Raw genomic sequence first — 17,258 nt, forward strand, 5'->3', positions numbered from 1 at the left:
ACCACCGCCTCCAATGCATAGGCCCTGCCAAGAATGACCGATTCCGTCGTCACGCGCTTCGCTCCCTCGCCGACCGGCTTCCTCCATATCGGAGGCGCCCGCACGGCGCTGTTCAACTGGCTCTATGCGAAAAAGCACGGCGGCAAGATGCTGCTGCGGATTGAGGATACTGACCGGGAGCGCTCCACCGAGGCCGCCATCGCCGCCATCCTCGACGGCCTCAAATGGCTGGAGCTCGGCTGGGACGGCGAGGTCATCTACCAGTTCGCCCGCGCCGCCCGCCATCGCGAGGTCGCCGAGCAGCTGCTCGCCGACGGCAAGGCCTATCGCTGCTACGCCACCGCCGAGGAGCTTGCCGCCATGCGCGAGAAGGCGCGCGCCGAAGGCCGCACCCGCCTCTATGACGGCATGTGGCGCGACCGCGATCCCGCGACCGCCCCGGCCGACGTGAAGCCCACCATTCGCCTGCGCGCGCCGCAGACCGGTGAGACCGTGATCGAGGACCAGGTCCAGGGCCGCGTGGTCTGGCAGAATGAGAACCTCGACGACCTCGTCCTGCTGCGTGGTGATGGCAACCCGACCTACATGCTCGCGGTGGTGGTGGATGACCACGACATGGGTGTGACTCATGTCATTCGCGGCGACGATCATCTGATCAACGCCGCCCGCCAGAAGCAGATCTACGATGCGATGGGCTGGGCGCTGCCGAGCATGTCCCACATCCCCCTGATCCACGGCCCGGACGGCTCGAAGCTGTCGAAGCGCCACGGCGCACTCGGCGTCGATGCCTACCGCGCCATGGGGTACCTCCCGGCGGCGCTGCGCAACTATCTCGTCCGGCTCGGCTGGAGCCATGGCGACCAGGAGATCTTCTCGACCGAGGAGATGATCGCCGCGTTCGATCTCGGCAGCGTCGGCCGTGCCGCCGCCCGCTTCGATTTCGCCAAGCTGGAGAATCTCAACGGCCACTACATCCGCAACGCCGACGATCAATCACTCGTGAAGATGTTCGAGGATGTGCTCGACCACGTCGTGCCCAGCCGCGACGACATTAAGGCCAAGTTAAACGACACCACGCGGGCGCAGCTCCTGAAGGCCATGCCGGCCCTGAAGGAGCGCGCCAAGACGCTGATCGAGCTGATCGACGGCGCCTACTTCATCTTCGCCGACCGGCCGCTGCAGCTCGATGCCAAGGCGCAGGCGCTGCTGACAGCTGAGAACCGCAAGCTGATCGGCCAGCTTCATTCCGCGCTGGGGAAAGTCGAGACATGGAGCGGTGCCAGCACGGAAGCCGCGCTGCGCACCTTTGCCGAGGAAAATAGTCTCAAGCTCGGCGCGGTCGCCCAGCCCTTGCGGGCGGCGCTGACGGGACGGACGACGTCGCCTGGTATATTTGAGGTTTTGGACGTCCTGGGACGCCAGGAAAGCCTGGGCCGGCTTCAAGATCAATCTACGACGTAAGTCGACCATGCGTGGGGGTGATCTTGCAGCGCACACAGCAATAATATACCCATCTCCCCCGTACATTCTGGAACATCCGGCCTGCCCCCAACGATCTCCTCAGGGGCCTCCGGCTCCGGCCCGTTTCACCACACATCGGGGACCTACGATGGACGCAAAACCAAGCAACAAGACCGCCACGCTGACGGTCGGAAACAAGAATTACGATCTTCCGATCCTCAGCGGCAGCGTCGGGCCCGATGTGATCGATATCGGCAAGCTCTACGGCCAGTCCGGCCTGTTCACCTACGATCCGGGCTTCACCTCGACCGCGAGCTGCCAATCCAAGATCACCTATATCGACGGTGACGCGGGCGTGCTGGAATACCGCGGCTACCCGATCGAGCAGCTCGCCGAGCACGGCGACTTCCTGGAGACCTGCTATCTCCTGCTCTACGGGAATCTCCCCACCGCCGCGCAGAAGAAGGATTTCGACTATCGCGTGACCCATCACACGATGGTGCACGAGCAGATGGCCCGCTTCTTCCAGGGCTTCCGCCGCGACGCCCATCCGATGGCGATCATGGTGGCGGCCGTTGGCGCGCTGGCCGCATTCTATCACGATAGCACCGACATCAACGATCCCAAGCAGCGCATGGTCGCCTCCATGCGCATGATCGCCAAGATCCCGACGCTGGCTGCGATGGCCTACAAGTACACCGTCGGCCAGCCCTTCGTTTATCCGAAGAACTCGCTGCGCTTTGCCGAGAACTTCCTGAACATGTGCTTCGCGGTGCCCTGCGAGGACTACAAGGTGAGCCCGGTCCTCGCCGACGCGCTGGAGAAGATCTTCATCCTGCACGCCGACCACGAGCAGAACGCCTCGACCTCGACGGTGCGCATCGCCGGCTCCTCCGGCGCCAACCCGTTCGCCTGCATCGCCGCGGGCATCGCCTGCCTCTGGGGCCCGGCGCATGGCGGCGCCAACGAAGCCGCGCTCAATATGCTCTACGACATCGGCTCGGTCGACAAGATCCCCGAGTTCATCGCCAAGGTGAAGGACAAGAACTCTGAAGTCCGCCTGATGGGCTTCGGGCACCGCGTCTACAAGAACTACGATCCGCGCGCCAAGATCATGCAGAAGATGTGTCACGCCGTGCTCAAGGAGACCGGCCATGGCAACGATCCGATGCTGAACGTGGCGATGGAGCTCGAGAAGATCGCGCTCAGCGATCAGTACTTCATCGACCGCAAGCTCTACCCGAACGTCGACTTCTATTCGGGCATCACGCTGAAGGCGATGGGCTTCCCGGTCTCGATGTTCACCGTGCTGTTCGCGGTCGCCCGCACCGTCGGCTGGATCAGCCAGTGGAGCGAGATGATCGAGGATCCCCACCAGAAGATCGGTCGTCCGCGCCAGCTCTACACCGGCGTCGCCAAGCGCGACTACGTGCCGATCGACAAGCGGTAACGTCGGCCGTCACGGCTTTTGAAACGGCGCCATCTGGCGCCGTTTTTGTTTTAAGCAGATGCCGTAGGGTGGGCAAAGCGCAGCGTGCCCACCACCTGTCCGCGACAGATACGAAGTCGTGGGCACGCTTCGCTTTGCCCACCCTACGAGACTTCGTTCGGCCAGTGCAGAAGCATGGTGGGTTACGCCTTGCAGGTGCGCTTCGCGCATCTGCAAGGCTAACCCACCCTACAAACACCGCTGTTGCTGCCGCGCACAACAACAAGTCGGCGCATCGGACCGGCAAACACTTGACAGCTGAAACGCTCCGCGCGCAAATTCTTACACTAAGTAAGAATGACGACAGGGATGGAAATGCCGGAGCAGCCGAGAAGTCGGCGGCAGACGCGCGCTGCCATTTTGACTCATTTGCTCCAGTCGGGCGGCTCGTTTCGGCCGCCGCTGGCGAAGGCGGTGCGCCTGTCCGAGGCGAGCCTGTCGCGCATCCTATTCGACCTGAAGGCCGAGGGCCTGATCGAGGAAGTGCGGCGCCCTGCCCCTTACGTCGGCGGCCCGACGGGTCTCGTGTCGCTCGACGGCTCGGTGGCGCTCGCAGCCGTCGAGCTGTCCGCTCAATGGCTCAGCGTCGGCGTCGGTGGTCTGTCGGGCGAGCTGCACTATATCGAGCGTCTGCCGTTGCCCAAGGCGCCAACCGTCGAGACGGTCGGCCGCGTGTTCCGCGAAGCGATGACATTGTTGCGCGACTGGACACGCCGCCGCCACATCACGCTCTCACAGATCGGCGTCTCCATTCCGGGGCTTGGCCGGTTGACCATATCTGGCAATCCGATCATCCCCTGCGACGTCGGGCGCATCAGCGCCATGATCGGCGAGATGTTTGCCGACGTGCCGTTGGAATTCACCAATTCGGTGGTGGCGCACGCCACCTTTCACCGCTGCCGCACGCAAAACTATCCATTCAGCGGCACGCATCTGTTCGTCTTTGTCAGCCACGGCGTTGCCGGCGCCTGGATGGATGACCCGTCTGAAGCCGATGCACTCCAGCCGGTCGAACTGGGCCACATGGTATTTGGACCCGAGGGACCGCGCTGCCGCTGCGGCCATCTCGGCTGCGTCGAGGCCTATACCTCGCTCGCCGCTTTGGCCGAGCTCCTCGGCGTCTCCGATACCGAATTGCTCCAGCTCGGCAGCGAATGGGTGCACGCGATCCCGCTCTCGACGCGCGTTCGGCAGGAGTTGCGGCGGCGGCTGTTCCGGCTTGGCCTTGCGATCGGCAACACGCTGAATGTGAAGCCATGCGGTGGCGTCGCCATCAGCGGCTGGCCATCGCTGCTCTCCGATGACGATCGCAACGCCGTGGTCGAGGGGATCGACGCCTGCCTACTGGGCGGCCGGACATTGGCGCAAGTGTCCATCGCCTTCGTGCCACCCTCGACCGGCAACGATCCGCAGGCTGCCCTGGCCTTCGCCGCCTTCTGCCTGGCCAGCCGCGGCGGCATGCCCGCCACATCGACGGAGGCCGCCTGACATGCCCTGAACCGTGCGGCCTCAACGCACAAAGCACTCAACACGGGAGGAACTGCCATGCCGATCACAACAACAAGGCGCCGTCTGCTCGCTGGATCTGCTGCCGCACTCGCGCTGCCGGCATTTGCCCGCGCCCAGGGCGCGGTCAAGCCGCGCCTGACCGCGATCTCTCAATGGTCCGCGGGCAGCGACGGGGCGGCCATCACGGCGCTCGGTAAGAAATTCGAGGAGAAGGGAGGGGTCTGGCAGCACTCGCCCGTCCCCGGCTTCACCACCGAGATGATGAACAAGCTGCGCGCTCAGATCATGGCCGGAGATCCTCCGGCCTGCTCGCAACTCAAAGGTCCCGAGATTGCAGCCTGGTCGAAGATCGCCCCGACCGTCGATCTTGACGCCGTCGTCGCTGCCGCCGGCTACGAGAAGGTCGTCGCTCCAGATCTTTCACGATTGCATAAGCCGGCAGGCAAGTGGATCGCACTGCCGTTGCAGATCTACAGCACCAACATGCTGTTCCTGTCCAAACGCGCGATGGACAAGGCCAAGGCCGACAAGATCCCCATCACCTGGGCAGACTTCAATGACCTTGCCGAAAAGATGAAAGCGGGCGGTGTCCCCTATCCCATCGCCAACGGTGGTACCCGCCCGGACGACGGACAAAAATTCGAGGCTTCTCTGGCGGGCATCAGTACAACCGCATACCGCGCCGCCATCATGAATCTCGACAAGAAAGCTCTGGAGGGTCCCGAGCTCAAGGCCGCGTTCGCACAGGTGCGCAGGATCGCCGACTGGATGGATCCCAACGTCGGCGCCCAACACTTTTCGACCAACCTAAAACGCTTCGTCGACGGCGACATGGGCATGATGATCATGGGCGGATGGGCGCAGGGCGTGTTGCGCAATGCCGGTTTCAAGTTCGACGACTTCATGATTGCGCCGGGCCCCAGCGACAATGGCAAGCCGGTGTTCCTGTTGAACGCTGATGCATTCATCTTCTGGCAGCGCAAGGAGCCCGACCTCCAGGCCGGTCAGATGCTGATGGCTCAGCTCGTCATGGATCCCGCTATCCAGACGATGTATTCGCAGATTACAGGATCAATACCCGTGCGCACCGATGTCGATCTTTCCGGTGAAGGCTGGTCGGACGGTCAACGGCGGACCGCAGCAGCCCTGAAAGACGCTATTGCCAGCAATCAGGCGGTTCTGAGCCTTGCGCACAATATGGCTCAGGAAAACGGAATGACCGCAGCGATGATCGACGTGATCACGGAATACGTGAAGAACAAGACGATCAAGCCGGAGCAAGCCGTCACCCGCCTTGCCGATGCAGTCGAGAGCGCACGTTGACCCAAATCGTCGCGACAAGATCGGGCCGGCCGGCGCCTTCGGACGTGGTGCGCCGGCTGCCCGAATATCTGATGATCTGGGTGCCGCTGCTGCTGTCAGCCGCGCACCTCGTGTCGTTCTCGCTGTGGACGATCTGGATATCGTTCACGCCATCCACTCTAGTGCCGGTCTCGGGCTGGGTGGGGTTGCGCAACTACACGGCGGTCGCGGCATCGCGGAACTGGCAGATCGCCTTTGACAATTTGCTGCTGTTTGGCAGCGCTTTCGTGCTGCTGAGCGCGGCGACCGGCCTCATCCTTGCGATCCTGCTCGATCAGCGCATTCGCGGCGAGAACCTGCTCCGATCCATCTTCCTCTACCCCCTCGCGGTGTCGTTCGTGGTCACCGGCACGGTCTGGAGTTGGCTGCTCAATCCTGGCCTTGGGATCCAGAAGCTGGTCCATGACCTCGGCTGGACCTCCTTCAAATTCGACTGGCTGATCGACCGCGACATGGCCATCTGGACCATTGTTATCGCTGCCATCTGGCAATCCTCGGGCTTCGCCATGGCGCTCTTCCTTGCCGGCCTTCGGTCGGTCGACGCCGACCTCATCAAGGCTGCGCAGATCGACGGCGCGGGACCGGTCCGAATGTACCGGCGCATCATTCTGCCGACGCTTTGGCCGATTACCATCACCGTCGTCGTGATCCAGTTGCAGTTCGCGATTTCGGCTTTCGACCTCGTCCGCGCGCTCACCAACGGCGGGCCGGGAATCGCGACCCAGCTGCCGGCACTTGTTGTCTACGACCTGATGTTCCAGCGCAGCCTGCTCGGCCGGGGGGCCGCGGCGGCGGTGCTCATGCTGCTTATTCTTCTCGCGGTCCTGCTGCCGTATGCAGCGTGGCGTTATCTTCAGCGGCGGCGGGCGGCCCATGCGTGACCGAACCTTCGCACCAAGCCGGATTTTCATCTATCTCATCGTTTCGCTGATCGCCGCAGCATGGCTCGCGCCATTGGCTGTTGTCGTCCTGAACTCGCTCCGCAGCAATGAGGAGATCGCGCAGGCCTCGATGATCGGCTGGCCGCAGCAATGGGCCTGGAGCAACTACGTCGCTGCCTGGAGCGGCTTCTGCGTCGCCGAGACCTGCGCCGGCATCCGACCGTACATGCTGAACTCCGCGCTCGTCACGATTCCTGCGACGATTTTCTCGACCATGCTCGGTGCGATCGCCGGTTATGCCGTGTCGCTCTGGCGTTTTCGCGGCGACAACTGGATCTACGGCATCGTGACCCTCGGCCTGTTCCTTCCCCAGCAGATGCGCTTGCTTCCCTGGACCATCGTGCTGCGGGACATCGGTCTCATCAACACGCTGGCGGGCCTCGTGTTGATTCACACCATCCAGGGGCTCTCCTTCACCACGCTGTTCTGCCGAAACTACTATGTCGCCATTCCCCATGAATTGATCAGGGCCGCGCGCATCGATGGCGCCGGGTTCTTTCGTATTTTCTGGCGCATCATTCTGCCGCTCTCGCCTCCCATCCTGATCGTCACCGTGATCTGGCAGTTCACGCATATCTGGAACGAATTCCTCTATGGCGTGACGTTCACGAGCGGCCAACAGCAGCCCGTCACGGCTGCTCTCATCGCGCTATCTGCTGCAGTTGCGGATATCCCGCAGCATGGCGTGCAGAGCGCAGCGGTGATCATCGCAGCGCTGCCCACTTTGTTGATCTATCTCCTCGGCGGCAGGTACTTCGTGCGCGGCCTTACCGCCGGCGCAGTGAAATGATGGATTTGTCATGGCAGCACTAAGCATTCGCGCCCTGTCCAAGCGCTACGCCAATCTGGAGGTGCTGAAGGGCATCGATCTCGACATCGAGAGCGGGGAGTTCACCGTGTTGGTCGGACCGTCCGGCTGCGGCAAGTCCACGCTGCTCAACATCGTTGCCGGGCTCGACCGGCCGAGCGCGGGAACGATCGAGATCGGCGGACGCGTCGTCAACGACGTCGCGCCGAAAGACCGCGACATCGCGATGGTGTTTCAGTCCTACGCGCTCTATCCCTCGATGACGGTGCGCCAGAACATCACCTTCGGCATGGAATGCCGCCACGTGCCGAAGGCCGAGCAGGAGAAGTCGGTCGCGAACGTCGCAAAACTGCTCCAGATCGAGCCGCTGCTCGGCCGCAAGCCGTCGCAATTGTCCGGCGGCCAACGCCAGCGCGTGGCGATGGGGCGGGCGCTGGTGCGCAATCCCCTGCTCTTCCTGTTCGACGAGCCGCTGTCCAATCTCGACGCCAAGCTGCGCGTCGAGATGCGGATGGAGATCAAGCGGCTGCATCAGCGCATCGGCGCCACCATCGTCTATGTCACCCACGACCAGATCGAGGCGATGACGATGGCGACGCGGATCGCGGTGATGCATCAGGGCAGCGTGCAGCAGTTTGCCGATCCCGATACCGTGTACCGCTACCCCGCCAATCTGTTCGTGGCGCGCTTCATGGGCTCGCCGCCGATGAACACCATGCCGGCGCGGCTCGAGGCCGCGAGTGACGGGCCGGTGGTCGTGATCGGCGCAGGGCGGCCGGACGAGGTTCGTCTGCGCCTGAGAGGATATGACGCCGCAGCATCCTTCGTCGGTCGCGAGGTGGTGTTCGGGATCAGGCCGGAATGCATTGCCGAAGGCAGCCGCGCGTTCTCCGGCGATGCACCTGTCCTCGTCAACGCGCCGGTGGAAATGGTCGAGCCGACCGGTGCCGAGACGATGGTGTTGCTGCGGCTCGGGGGCGAGCCCGCGATGGCGCGTATCTCGCCCGATATCCGTCCCACGCTCGGCGCGTCCGCCTCCTTCGCGCTCGACACGCGCCGCATTTGCCTGTTCGACCCCGAGACGGAGCGACTGATCGCATGACGAAGACCACCTATTCAGGCCTTGCGGACCGCGTGGTGTTGATCACCGGCGGCGCCAGTGGCATCGGCGCTGCCTTTGTACGGGCGTTCGCGACCCAGGGCGCCCGCATCGCCTTCCTCGACATCGACACGAAGGCCGGTGAAACGCTGGTGCGGGAGGTGGCGGCAGGGGGCGGGACCGCCCCGCTGTTCGTGCCCTGCGATCTCCTGAACATCGACGCCTTGCGCACCGCGATGGCCGAGGTCCACCGTTCGCTCGGCGATGCCGCCGTTCTCGTCAACAACGCCGCCAACGATCAACGCCAGGTTCTCTCCGAGGTGACGCCGGCCGATTTCGACTGGATGATCGGCGTCAACCTCAAGCACGTCTTCTTCGCGGCGCAAGCGGTGGTGCCGCAGATGCAGGCGCGCGGCGGCGGCTCGATCATCAATATGTCGTCGATCGCCTGGATGCGTGGCGCGCCGGCGCTGCCGGTCTATGCTGCCGCGAAAGCGGCGATCGTCGGCTTCACTAACTCGCTGGCTAGGCTGGTCGGTCCCGACCGCATTCGCGTCAACGCGATTGCGCCAGGCATGGTGATCACCGAGCGCCAGCGCCAGCTGTGGTATCCGAACGAGCAGACCATCGCCGAGATGCGCGCGCGTCAGGCCGTTCCCGATGCGGTGACACCCGACGACATCGCCAACATGGCGCTGTTCCTCGCCTCCGACGAGAGCCAGCGCATCACGCGCCAATGCTTTCAGGTCGATGGCGGTCTCGGCTAGTCCTGTAGGGTGGGCAAAGCGCAGCGTGCCCACCGTCTCTCTACGCAATTGAGGAGGAGAAATGGTGGGCACGCTTTCGCTTTGCCCACCCTACGAATCCGTCTTAACGCCTGCCCTTGCGCATCGTCGCGAGCACGATGTCGGCGGCGAGCACGCTCGGCGACTTGTTGCCGGTCGACATGATCTGATCGAGCCGGGCGAACGCTTCGACCTGCTCCCGGCGCAGCGGCGAATCCGTCAGCAGCCCAGCGAGCGCCGGTGCCAGCTTCTCCGGCGTGCACTCCTCCTGCAAATACTCCGGAATGACATCCTTGCCGATCACGAGATTGGCGAGGATTACCGAGGAGACGCGGATCGCGCGGCGCAGGATGAAAGCCTCGATGGCGCCGACGCGATAGGCCGTCACCATCGGAATGCCCGACAGTGCGAGCTCCAGCGTCACCGTGCCCGACTTCGCCAGCGCCGCGTGGGCAATGCGGAAGGCGGCGCGCTTGTCGTTCTCGCCGATCACGATCTGCGGCTGGACCGGCCAATTCGCGATGCCCTCGCGGATGGTCGCTTCGAGGTGCGGCATGGTCGGCAGCATCAATTCAAACGCGCGCCCCTTCGCCTGCAAGCGGCCGAGCGCCGCGCCGAACACCTCGAGGTGATGCCGGATCTCGCTGCGGCGGCTGCCGGGCAGCACCAGGAGCACCGGCGGCTCGCTGTTGCGGCGCTTCTGTTCCTCCGCATTCGGCCGCAGCGAGCCCAATTGCTCGACCAGGGGATGGCCGACATAGCTGCATGGCGGCCCGCCCAGCTTGCGGTATTCCTCCGGCTCGAACGGCAAGAGGCCGAGGACATGGTCGACATAACCGAGCATGGTCCGCGCCCGTCCCGGCCGCCACGCCCAGAGCTGCGGCGACACGTAATCGACGATCGGAATCGCCGGACTGCGCGAGCGCACGCGGCGGGCGACGCGATGGGTGAAGTCGGGGCTGTCGATGATGACGAGCGCGTCGGGCGCGGCCTCGGTCACGGCGTCGACCGTCTTACGGATCAGCCGTAGGATTTTCGGCAATTGCTGAATGACGGCGGCGAAGCCGACGATCGAGAGCTCCTCGATCGGAAACAGGGTCTCGAGCCCCTCGCGCGCCATGGTGCGGCCGCCGACGCCTTCGAACTGCACACCGTCGCCGAGGCGCTGACGCAGCACCTTCATCAAGGCACTGCCGAGCCTGTCGCCGGATTCCTCCGTGGCGATCAGGAAGATCTTGCGCTTGGGATCGCGGCCCTGCATCACGCCGGCAGGCCGATGACGAAGAGGTATTTGGCGTCGGCGAGCGCGATCATCGCCTGCGGCTCGGCCGCAATCGTGTTGCCGGCGATGACGGCGATGCCGGCAAGGCCCGCCTTTGCGACGCCCTCGATGGTGCGCGGGCCGATCGTCGGCAGGTCGAAGCGCAGGTCCTGGCCGCTCTTCGGCGCCTTCACCAGCACGCCGCGGCCCATGGCCGCGCGAATACGGCCCTCCTCGCGCAGCCGCGCGACGCGCGCAAGCAGCGCGTCGGTGCCCTCGATATCCTCGACCGCCACGACATGACCGTCGATCACGACCGCAGCCTGGCCGATGTCGAACGGACCGAGCGCGGTCAGCACCGCCCGGCCGCGCTCGATGTCGGTCTTGCCGGTGTCGCTCGGCCAGGCGCGGCTGATGCAGCCCTCGGGCATCAGCAGATCGGGCGCGACGTCCTTGATGCCGACCATGCGAAAGCCGTCCTGCTCGAGGATGCGGCCGACGCCGGACAACAGATGATCGTCGCCGCCGCGGAAGGCGCGGATGACGTTTCCGAGCAGGCGCAGCGTCTTGACGTCGAAGCGGATCTCCGAGAGCGAGGGGCGCACCAATGTGCCGATGAAGATCAGGTCGCGGCAGCCTTCTTCGCGAAACAGCCGCATCGCGCGGCCGAGCTGGCCGACCGAGATCCAGCGGTGGCGGAATTTCTCCACCCGCGCCGGATCGCAGGCCCCGCGCAGCGGAAACAGCACCGGCGTGATGCCGCGCGCGGCGAGCGATTCGGCGACCGCGAACGGCATCGCGCCGCCGCCGGCGACCACGCCGACAGGTGAGGAAATCTCCGCAGCCGCCGATGTCATGCCCGCGGCCATCCTACGATCACTTCGCGATGGCGGGAAGACAGAGCGGGCGCTTGCCCTTGCCGATGAAGTCGAGGATTTCGGCGATCGCAGGGTCTTCGCCCGCGAGCGGCCGCGCGGCCTCCAGCCGCTCGGCGAAAGTGCCGGGACCATGGAAGAGTTTTTGGTAGAACCCGCGCACGGTCGCAAGCCGCTGCTTGGTGAACTTGCGCCGCTTCATGCCGATCAGATTGAGGCCTTCCAGCACCGCATACTGGCCGTTGACGAGGCCGAACGGGATAATGTCGTCGCGCACGCCGCACACACCGCCGACCATGACCTGCGGGCCGATGCGCGTGAACTGGTGCACTGCGGACAGGCCGCCGATGAAGACAAAGTCGCCGATCTCGCAGTGGCCGCCGAGCGTTGCCGACGTCGCGAAGATCACGTCATTGCCGACATGGCAGTCGTGGCCGACATGGCTGCAGTTCATGAAATACCCGCGGTCGCCAACCATGGTGACGCCGCCGCCTGCGACGGTGCCAGCATTCATGGTCACGGATTCGCGGATGATGCAGCCCGAGCCGATCTTGAGCTGCGTCAGCTCGCCACGATAGCTGAGCGATTGCGGCGGCGTGCCGAGCGAGGCGAACGGGTAAATGGTGCAACCGTCACCGATCGTGGTCTGCGCCGTGACATGCACATGTCCGATCAGCTGGCAGTTCGCGCCGATCACGACGTTCGGGCCGATGATGCAATAGGGGCCGATCTCGGTGCCCGCGCCGATCACGGCGCCGTCCGCGACCCGTGCGGTGGGATCAATCTTGCTCATCAAGCCAATCTTACTCGTCAAGAAGGTCCTGGTTATGTATTGAAGTCGCTTGGTTTTCGGCTGGTTAGCGCGACTATGCCCGATCTGTCCAGTGACGTATCATCTCGGCGTGTTTCATGTGCCGGATGAGGTGGCCTTCCCGGCCCATCAACAGGTTCATGTGAAGCTTGAGGTGATCGTGGTCAGGACCCTGGCACTTCTGCTCGCCCAGCTCGCGACGGCTCCGATCGTGTCCGAGACGGTCGAGACCGGCGAACGCCACCTCGTCGATCTCGGGTCATTTGAATGCCGGGACATCACCCGCAGCACGGTGCTTCAGCGGGTCTGTTACGATCGCAAGCAGCAGGATCTGATTGTCGCGAACAACGGAGCCTATGACCGTTATTGCGGCGTGACGCCCGACACGGTCGAGCGTCTCCTCGGCGCGCCCTCCATGGGGCAGTTCTTCAACCAAAATATCAAGCCCGAGGCGACCACCGGGAGCTACGCGTGCCGGACACGCGAGCCGGTCCGCAAGGGCTGATTTCGCTCAGTCCGTCAGCATAGCGCCGACGTCGGCTTCCGCAACGATCTGCCCGTTGACCTTGGCATCGCCGTGAAACCACCACATGGCCTTGCGGCGGCCGAGCGAACGCATGTGATACTCGATGGTATCGCCGGGCAGCACGGGCTTGCGGAACTTGCACTTGTCGATGGTCAGGAAATAGACCGCGCGCGGCTTCTCGGTGCCCTCGACCGACTTGATGCCGATCACGCCCGCGGTCTGCGCCATCGCCTCGATCATCATCACGCCGGGATAGACCGGGCGCTCGGGAAAGTGCCCTTGGAAGGCCGGCTCGTTGAAGGTGACGTTCTTGATGCCGATGCCGCTGTAATCGGCGCGGATGTTGATCACGCGGTCGATCAGGAGCATCGGAAAGCGGTGCGGCAGGGTCTGGAGGATCGCGTTGATATCCACCAGTTCGAACTTAACAGGTGATTCCACCGTCATTCCCGTCCCTCGTCCTTCGCATCGGCCTTGCTGTCGCGCACCAGGCGCTCCACCGCGATGATCTCCTTGAACCACTGTTTGGTCGGCTTGGCGAAATGCCCGCCCCAGCGTCCGCCCGGCGGGATGTCGTCCTTGACGGCGCTCATGGCGGTCACCTGAGCTCCGTCGCCGATCTTGAGGTGGTTGTTGATGCCAACCTTCGCTCCCAGCGCCACGTTGTCGCCGATGGTCAGGCTGCCGGCGAGGCCGATCTGGGCCGCCAGCAGGCAGTGCCGTCCGATCGTCACATTGTGGCCGATCTGGACCTGATTGTCGATTTTGGTCCCTTCGCCGATCACGGTGTCGCGCAAGGAGCCGCGGTCGATCGTGGTGTTGGCGCCGACCTCGACGTCATTCTGGATCAGCACCCGCCCGGTCTGCGGCACCTTCAGGTGGCCCTCGGGGCCGAAGAAGATGAAGCCGTAGCCGTCCTGGCCGATCGAGCAGCCCGGATGGATCAGCACGTTGTTGCCGATCAGGGAGCACTGGATGGCCGTGCGGGCACCGACATTGCAGTCCCGGCCGATCTTGACGCCGGGGCCGATCACCGCGCCGACGCCGATCACGGTGCCGCTACCGATCTCGACGTCCGGGCCGATCACGGCCAGGGGATCGACGATCACGCCGTCCTCGAGCCGAGCCGTGGGATCGATGATGGCGGACGGCGCGATGCCGTCATTGCCGACCCAGGATTGCGGCCTGAGCGCGTCTCCGTGCCATTCCCGCGCGATCCTGACGAAGGCACGGAACGGCTGCGCCACCCGCAGCACGGCCACATGCGCGGGCACTTCGGCCTCGAAGCGCGGGCTGACGAGGCAGGCCCCGGCCCGGGTCGCCTTGAGCTGATCGGCATATTTCAGGTTGTCGAAGAACGCCAGATGCATCGGGCCGGCTTCGTCGAGTGAAGCAAGGCCCGTGATGATCCGGCCGCCCCTTTCGGGGTCGACGAGCTGCGCCTTGATCAGCGCGGCGATGTCAGCCAACGCTGAGGCAGGCGGTTTTGTGAAGAAGGTCGGCTGCGCCATTCCACCCCGTCGCGGTCCGGCTTCGGCATGAAGCGGTCAGGCCGCATCATGCCTCATCTGCAGGATTGGCACGATCCCTTTCGGAAACCGGCTCCAGTGATCCGGATCGTGCCGTGCTGATCGAATTAGAACGTGGTGCCGCCGCCGAACCGGAACTCCTGCGTGCGGTCGTACTTGCCCTTGGTGAGCGGCACGGCGTAGTCGAAGCGCAGCGGACCGAACGGCGACTGCCAGATCAGGCCGACACCGACCGACGTGCGGACCACCTTGCTGTCGTCGTAAACGAGGCCGGTACAGGTTCCGGTGCTCGTCGGATTGATGGTCGACGGGATACAGCCCGGCACATTGACCTCGTTGGTAGCGGTCCAACTCGTCGGTCCCTTATAGTCGTAGAGACCGCCGGCGTCGGCATAGACTGCGCCCTTCAGACCCACTTCCTTGGGCAGGAACCAGAACGGCATCTGCAATTCGAGCGAAGCGCCCCAATACTTGGTGCCGCCGAGCGCGTCCTGCGTACCGAAAGGATTCAGGTCGCGCGGGCCGATGCCGTTCGGCGCGAAGCCACGGACGAGGTTCGGGCCCATCTGGAAGTGGTCGAGCATCCGCAGATCATCGTTGATCTTGGTCAGAATACCGCCCTGAAGACGGACGATGCCGACGATGTCAGACACCAGCGGAGCGTAGTACTTTCCGTCCGCAACGGTCTTCAGATAGCTGACGTCGCCGCCGACGCCGGCGAAATCCTGCCGGAAGTCGATGAGCAGACCGTCGGTGGGATTCTTGTTGTTGTCCAGCGTGTTGTAGGTCAGCGTGTAGCCGAGCGCCGAGGTCAGGGTCTTGCCGTTGGCAAGCTCCTTGCGCACCGGCAGCGAGGCTTCGCCATCGCTGTAGCAGCCGAGGCCGTTGGTCGAGCTCAGGTCGATGCCGTTCACGGCGGCGAAGGCCGGGCTCGGGTTGAAGGCCGACGTTCCCAGATTGTTGTTACAGTTCGCCAGATAGTACGGCAGCGTGATTTCCTGCTGGTAGATCGAGTAGCGCAGCTGGAGCGCCAGGTCTTCACGCAAGGAGAAGCCGAGGCGCGGCGAGAAGCCGAGCGTCTTGGTGCCGTAAGAGATGTAGCTGTTGGCCAGCTGCTGGCGCTGATAGAGGTCGAGGCCGAGCGCGACGCGGTAGTCGAGCAGATAGGGCTCGACGAACGAGAGCGAGTAACCGCGCGCATACTGGCCATAGGTCACCGACGCCTTGGCGAACAGGCCGCGGCCGAGCAGATTGCGCTCGGAGATCGACACTTCGGCCAGCGCGCCGTCGGTCGTGGAGTAGCCGCCGGAGATCGAGAAGTCGCCGGTCGATTTCTCTTCCATATCGACGATCAGGATCACGCGGTCGCTCGACGAGCCGGGCTCCGTCGTGATCTTCACGCTCTTGAAGTAGTCGAGATTCTTCAGCCGCCGCTCGGCGCGATCGACCAGCGCGCGGTTGTAGGCATCGCCTTCCGAGATGTCGAACTCGCGGCGGATCACGTAGTCGCGCGTGCGGGTGTTGCCGCGCAGGTTGATGCGCTCGATATAGGTGCGCGGGCCCTCGTCGACGTTGAACACGACGGAGACGGTATGGGCCTCGAAATTGCGGTCGCCGCCGGGACGAACAACGGCGAAGGCATAACCGCGGCGCGAAGCCTCGATCTGCATCTCCTCGACCGACTTCTCGACCGATTCGACGTTGTAGAGCGAGCCGACGCTGACGCGCGAATACCCGCGCAGCGACGAGGGATCGAAATTCGGAATGCTGGAGCGGAAGTCGACCGCGCCGACGCGGTATTGCGCGCCTTCCTCGATCTTGAAGGTGACGTTGAAGCCCTTCTTCTCCGGATCGTATTCGGTGAGCGCGGCCACGACCTGGACGTCGGCGAAGCCGTGCTTGAGATAGAAGCGACGGATCAGGTCGCGGTCGGCCTCGACGCGATCGGGATCGTAGATGTCACCGCTGGCGAGGAAGCTCAGCAGGTTCGATTCGCGCGTCTTGATGACGTCGCGCAGGCGATAAGACGAGAACGCATTGTTGCCGACGAACTCGATCGACTTGACGCCGGTCTTGGCGCCCTCCTCGATCGTGAAGATCAGGTCGACGCGATTGTTCGGCTGCTCGATGATTTCAGGCGTGACGCGCACGTCATAGCGGCCGGACCGGCGATAGATCTCAGCGATTCGCAATGTGTCGGACTGCACCATGGCGCGGGAGAAGGTGCCCCGTGCCTTGGATTGGACCTCAGCGGTGAGCTGCTCGTCCTTGATCTTCTTGTTGCCCTCGAAGGCAATGCGCCCGATCACCGGGTTTTCCACCACGGAGACGATGATCTGGCCGCCGGGGCCGCGATTGATCCTGACGTCCTGGAACAGGCCGGTCTCGATCAACGCCTTCAGGCCGTCGTCGATGGCGCCTTGATCCAGGCGGCCGCCCGGGCCCGGCTTGAAATAGGAGCGGATCGTCTCCACCTCGACACGGCGATTTCCTTGGACGGAAATCGACTGGACCGTCTGAGCGAGCGCAGACGAAGACACGAAAACAGCCCCAACCGGGGCAACCACCGGCGCGCCGAACATGATCAGGGTTGCGAGCAAGCCCCCCCGGAGTCGCAGTCCAAACTTCATCGCGCAACGCGCCCTTATCATTCCGTACCAGACCCAACCCCAACGCCGATCTGGAAAGATTCCCCAAGTTCAGGCCGCTTGTAGCCAATTTCACCGACGCCGCAAACGGTCGAGCGCGCCGCAATTTCAATTTCATTCCAAGACGTTGCTCAACAGCAACGCCACAAAAAAG

Annotated in this window: 15 protein-coding genes; 9 read left to right on the forward strand and 6 right to left on the reverse strand. The window is 64.0% G+C overall.

Going from position 1 to position 17,258, the window contains the following annotated elements; translation table 11 throughout:
• Positions 1-33: 33 nt before the first annotated feature.
• The 8 genes from gltX (at position 34) to LRP30_RS21875 (ending at position 9,436) form a co-directional block, all read left to right on the forward strand.
• Entirely contained in the window at positions 34-1,461 is a 1,428-nt protein-coding gene (gene gltX / locus LRP30_RS21840) for a glutamate--tRNA ligase (protein WP_128942754.1), read from the forward strand.
• Between the two features lie 148 nt (positions 1,462-1,609).
• Positions 1,610-2,911 (forward strand): citrate synthase, encoded by a 1,302-nt coding sequence (gene gltA, locus LRP30_RS21845; protein WP_128933499.1) that lies wholly within the window; start codon positions 1,610-1,612, stop codon positions 2,909-2,911.
• A 348-nt stretch (positions 2,912-3,259) separates the two neighbouring features.
• Entirely contained in the window at positions 3,260-4,438 is a 1,179-nt protein-coding gene (locus LRP30_RS21850) for an ROK family transcriptional regulator (protein ID WP_249761643.1), read from the forward strand.
• Positions 4,439-4,495: 57 nt separating this feature from the next.
• Positions 4,496-5,782: an ABC transporter substrate-binding protein gene (locus LRP30_RS21855; RefSeq protein ID WP_249761644.1), complete on the forward strand. Its 1,287-nt coding sequence runs from the start codon at positions 4,496-4,498 to the stop codon at positions 5,780-5,782.
• Positions 5,779-6,702, forward strand: a complete 924-nt coding sequence (locus tag LRP30_RS21860) for a sugar ABC transporter permease (RefSeq protein ID WP_249761645.1) — start codon at positions 5,779-5,781, stop codon at positions 6,700-6,702. Before LRP30_RS21855 ends, LRP30_RS21860 begins: the two co-directional genes overlap by 4 nt.
• The gene (locus tag LRP30_RS21865) at positions 6,695-7,552 is read left to right on the forward strand and encodes a carbohydrate ABC transporter permease (RefSeq protein WP_164939525.1); all 858 of its coding nucleotides are present in this window, start codon (positions 6,695-6,697) and stop codon (positions 7,550-7,552) included. The genes LRP30_RS21860 and LRP30_RS21865 overlap by 8 nt, the downstream gene beginning before the upstream one ends.
• A 10-nt stretch (positions 7,553-7,562) precedes the next feature.
• The gene (gene ugpC, locus LRP30_RS21870) at positions 7,563-8,672 is read left to right on the forward strand and encodes a sn-glycerol-3-phosphate ABC transporter ATP-binding protein UgpC (RefSeq protein ID WP_249761646.1); all 1,110 of its coding nucleotides are present in this window, start codon (positions 7,563-7,565) and stop codon (positions 8,670-8,672) included.
• The gene (locus LRP30_RS21875; protein ID WP_249761647.1) at positions 8,669-9,436 is read left to right on the forward strand and encodes an SDR family oxidoreductase; all 768 of its coding nucleotides are present in this window, start codon (positions 8,669-8,671) and stop codon (positions 9,434-9,436) included. The genes ugpC and LRP30_RS21875 overlap by 4 nt, the downstream gene beginning before the upstream one ends.
• Before the next feature lie 103 nt (positions 9,437-9,539).
• On the opposite strand, the gene lpxB is transcribed toward LRP30_RS21875, so the two are convergent.
• Genes lpxB through lpxA form a run of 3 tightly spaced genes read right to left on the reverse strand, consistent with a single transcriptional unit; the run spans position 9,540 to position 12,383 of the window.
• A complete protein-coding gene (lpxB, locus tag LRP30_RS21880) occupies positions 9,540-10,718 on the reverse strand; it encodes a lipid-A-disaccharide synthase (RefSeq protein ID WP_249761648.1) in 1,179 nt (392 codons plus the stop codon).
• On the reverse strand, positions 10,715-11,572 hold the full coding sequence (gene lpxI, locus LRP30_RS21885) for a UDP-2,3-diacylglucosamine diphosphatase LpxI (protein ID WP_164935034.1): 858 nt from the start codon (positions 11,570-11,572) through the stop codon (positions 10,715-10,717). Before lpxI ends, lpxB begins: the two co-directional genes overlap by 4 nt.
• A 19-nt stretch (positions 11,573-11,591) precedes the next feature.
• Positions 11,592-12,383, reverse strand: coding sequence for an acyl-ACP--UDP-N-acetylglucosamine O-acyltransferase (gene lpxA, locus LRP30_RS21890; protein ID WP_249761649.1), 792 nt, complete (start codon positions 12,381-12,383; stop codon positions 11,592-11,594).
• A gap of 178 nt (positions 12,384-12,561) precedes the next feature.
• Between lpxA and LRP30_RS21895 the strand changes: the two genes are divergently transcribed.
• On the forward strand, positions 12,562-12,906 hold the full coding sequence (locus LRP30_RS21895) for a KTSC domain-containing protein (protein WP_249761808.1): 345 nt from the start codon (positions 12,562-12,564) through the stop codon (positions 12,904-12,906).
• Positions 12,907-12,912: 6 nt separating this feature from the next.
• Here the strand turns inward: LRP30_RS21895 and fabZ are convergent, their stop codons facing one another.
• From fabZ to bamA, 3 genes are all read right to left on the reverse strand, one after another.
• Positions 12,913-13,374, reverse strand: coding sequence for a 3-hydroxyacyl-ACP dehydratase FabZ (gene fabZ, locus LRP30_RS21900; protein ID WP_091885814.1), 462 nt, complete (start codon positions 13,372-13,374; stop codon positions 12,913-12,915).
• On the reverse strand, positions 13,371-14,438 hold the full coding sequence (gene lpxD / locus LRP30_RS21905) for a UDP-3-O-(3-hydroxymyristoyl)glucosamine N-acyltransferase (protein WP_249761650.1): 1,068 nt from the start codon (positions 14,436-14,438) through the stop codon (positions 13,371-13,373). Before lpxD ends, fabZ begins: the two co-directional genes overlap by 4 nt.
• A gap of 125 nt (positions 14,439-14,563) precedes the next feature.
• Positions 14,564-17,086: an outer membrane protein assembly factor BamA gene (bamA, locus tag LRP30_RS21910; protein ID WP_128933488.1), complete on the reverse strand. Its 2,523-nt coding sequence runs from the start codon at positions 17,084-17,086 to the stop codon at positions 14,564-14,566.
• Between the last annotated feature and the right edge of the window lie 172 nt (positions 17,087-17,258).

It is taken from the genome of Bradyrhizobium sp. C-145 (assembly GCF_023375135.1).
Classification (GTDB): domain Bacteria; phylum Pseudomonadota; class Alphaproteobacteria; order Rhizobiales; family Xanthobacteraceae; genus Bradyrhizobium; species Bradyrhizobium zhanjiangense.

What these genes read in the sequence shown, in the direction of transcription:
- gltX (WP_128942754.1), top strand. Translation starts at nt 34, where the DNA reads ATGACCGATTCCGTCGTCACGCGCTTCGCTCCCTCGCCGACCGGCTTC.
- gltA (WP_128933499.1), top strand. Translation starts at nt 1,610, where the DNA reads ATGGACGCAAAACCAAGCAACAAGACCGCCACGCTGACGGTCGGAAAC.
- LRP30_RS21850 (WP_249761643.1), top strand. Translation starts at nt 3,260, where the DNA reads ATGGAAATGCCGGAGCAGCCGAGAAGTCGGCGGCAGACGCGCGCTGCC.
- LRP30_RS21855 (WP_249761644.1), top strand. Translation starts at nt 4,496, where the DNA reads ATGCCGATCACAACAACAAGGCGCCGTCTGCTCGCTGGATCTGCTGCC.
- LRP30_RS21865 (WP_164939525.1), top strand. Translation starts at nt 6,695, where the DNA reads ATGCGTGACCGAACCTTCGCACCAAGCCGGATTTTCATCTATCTCATC.
- ugpC (WP_249761646.1), top strand. Translation starts at nt 7,563, where the DNA reads ATGGCAGCACTAAGCATTCGCGCCCTGTCCAAGCGCTACGCCAATCTG.
- LRP30_RS21875 (WP_249761647.1), top strand. Translation starts at nt 8,669, where the DNA reads ATGACGAAGACCACCTATTCAGGCCTTGCGGACCGCGTGGTGTTGATC.
- lpxI (WP_164935034.1), bottom strand. Translation starts at nt 11,572, where the DNA reads ATGACATCGGCGGCTGCGGAGATTTCCTCACCTGTCGGCGTGGTCGCC.
- lpxA (WP_249761649.1), bottom strand. Translation starts at nt 12,383, where the DNA reads ATGAGCAAGATTGATCCCACCGCACGGGTCGCGGACGGCGCCGTGATC.
- fabZ (WP_091885814.1), bottom strand. Translation starts at nt 13,374, where the DNA reads ATGACGGTGGAATCACCTGTTAAGTTCGAACTGGTGGATATCAACGCG.
- lpxD (WP_249761650.1), bottom strand. Translation starts at nt 14,438, where the DNA reads ATGGCGCAGCCGACCTTCTTCACAAAACCGCCTGCCTCAGCGTTGGCT.
- bamA (WP_128933488.1), bottom strand. Translation starts at nt 17,086, where the DNA reads ATGAAGTTTGGACTGCGACTCCGGGGGGGCTTGCTCGCAACCCTGATC.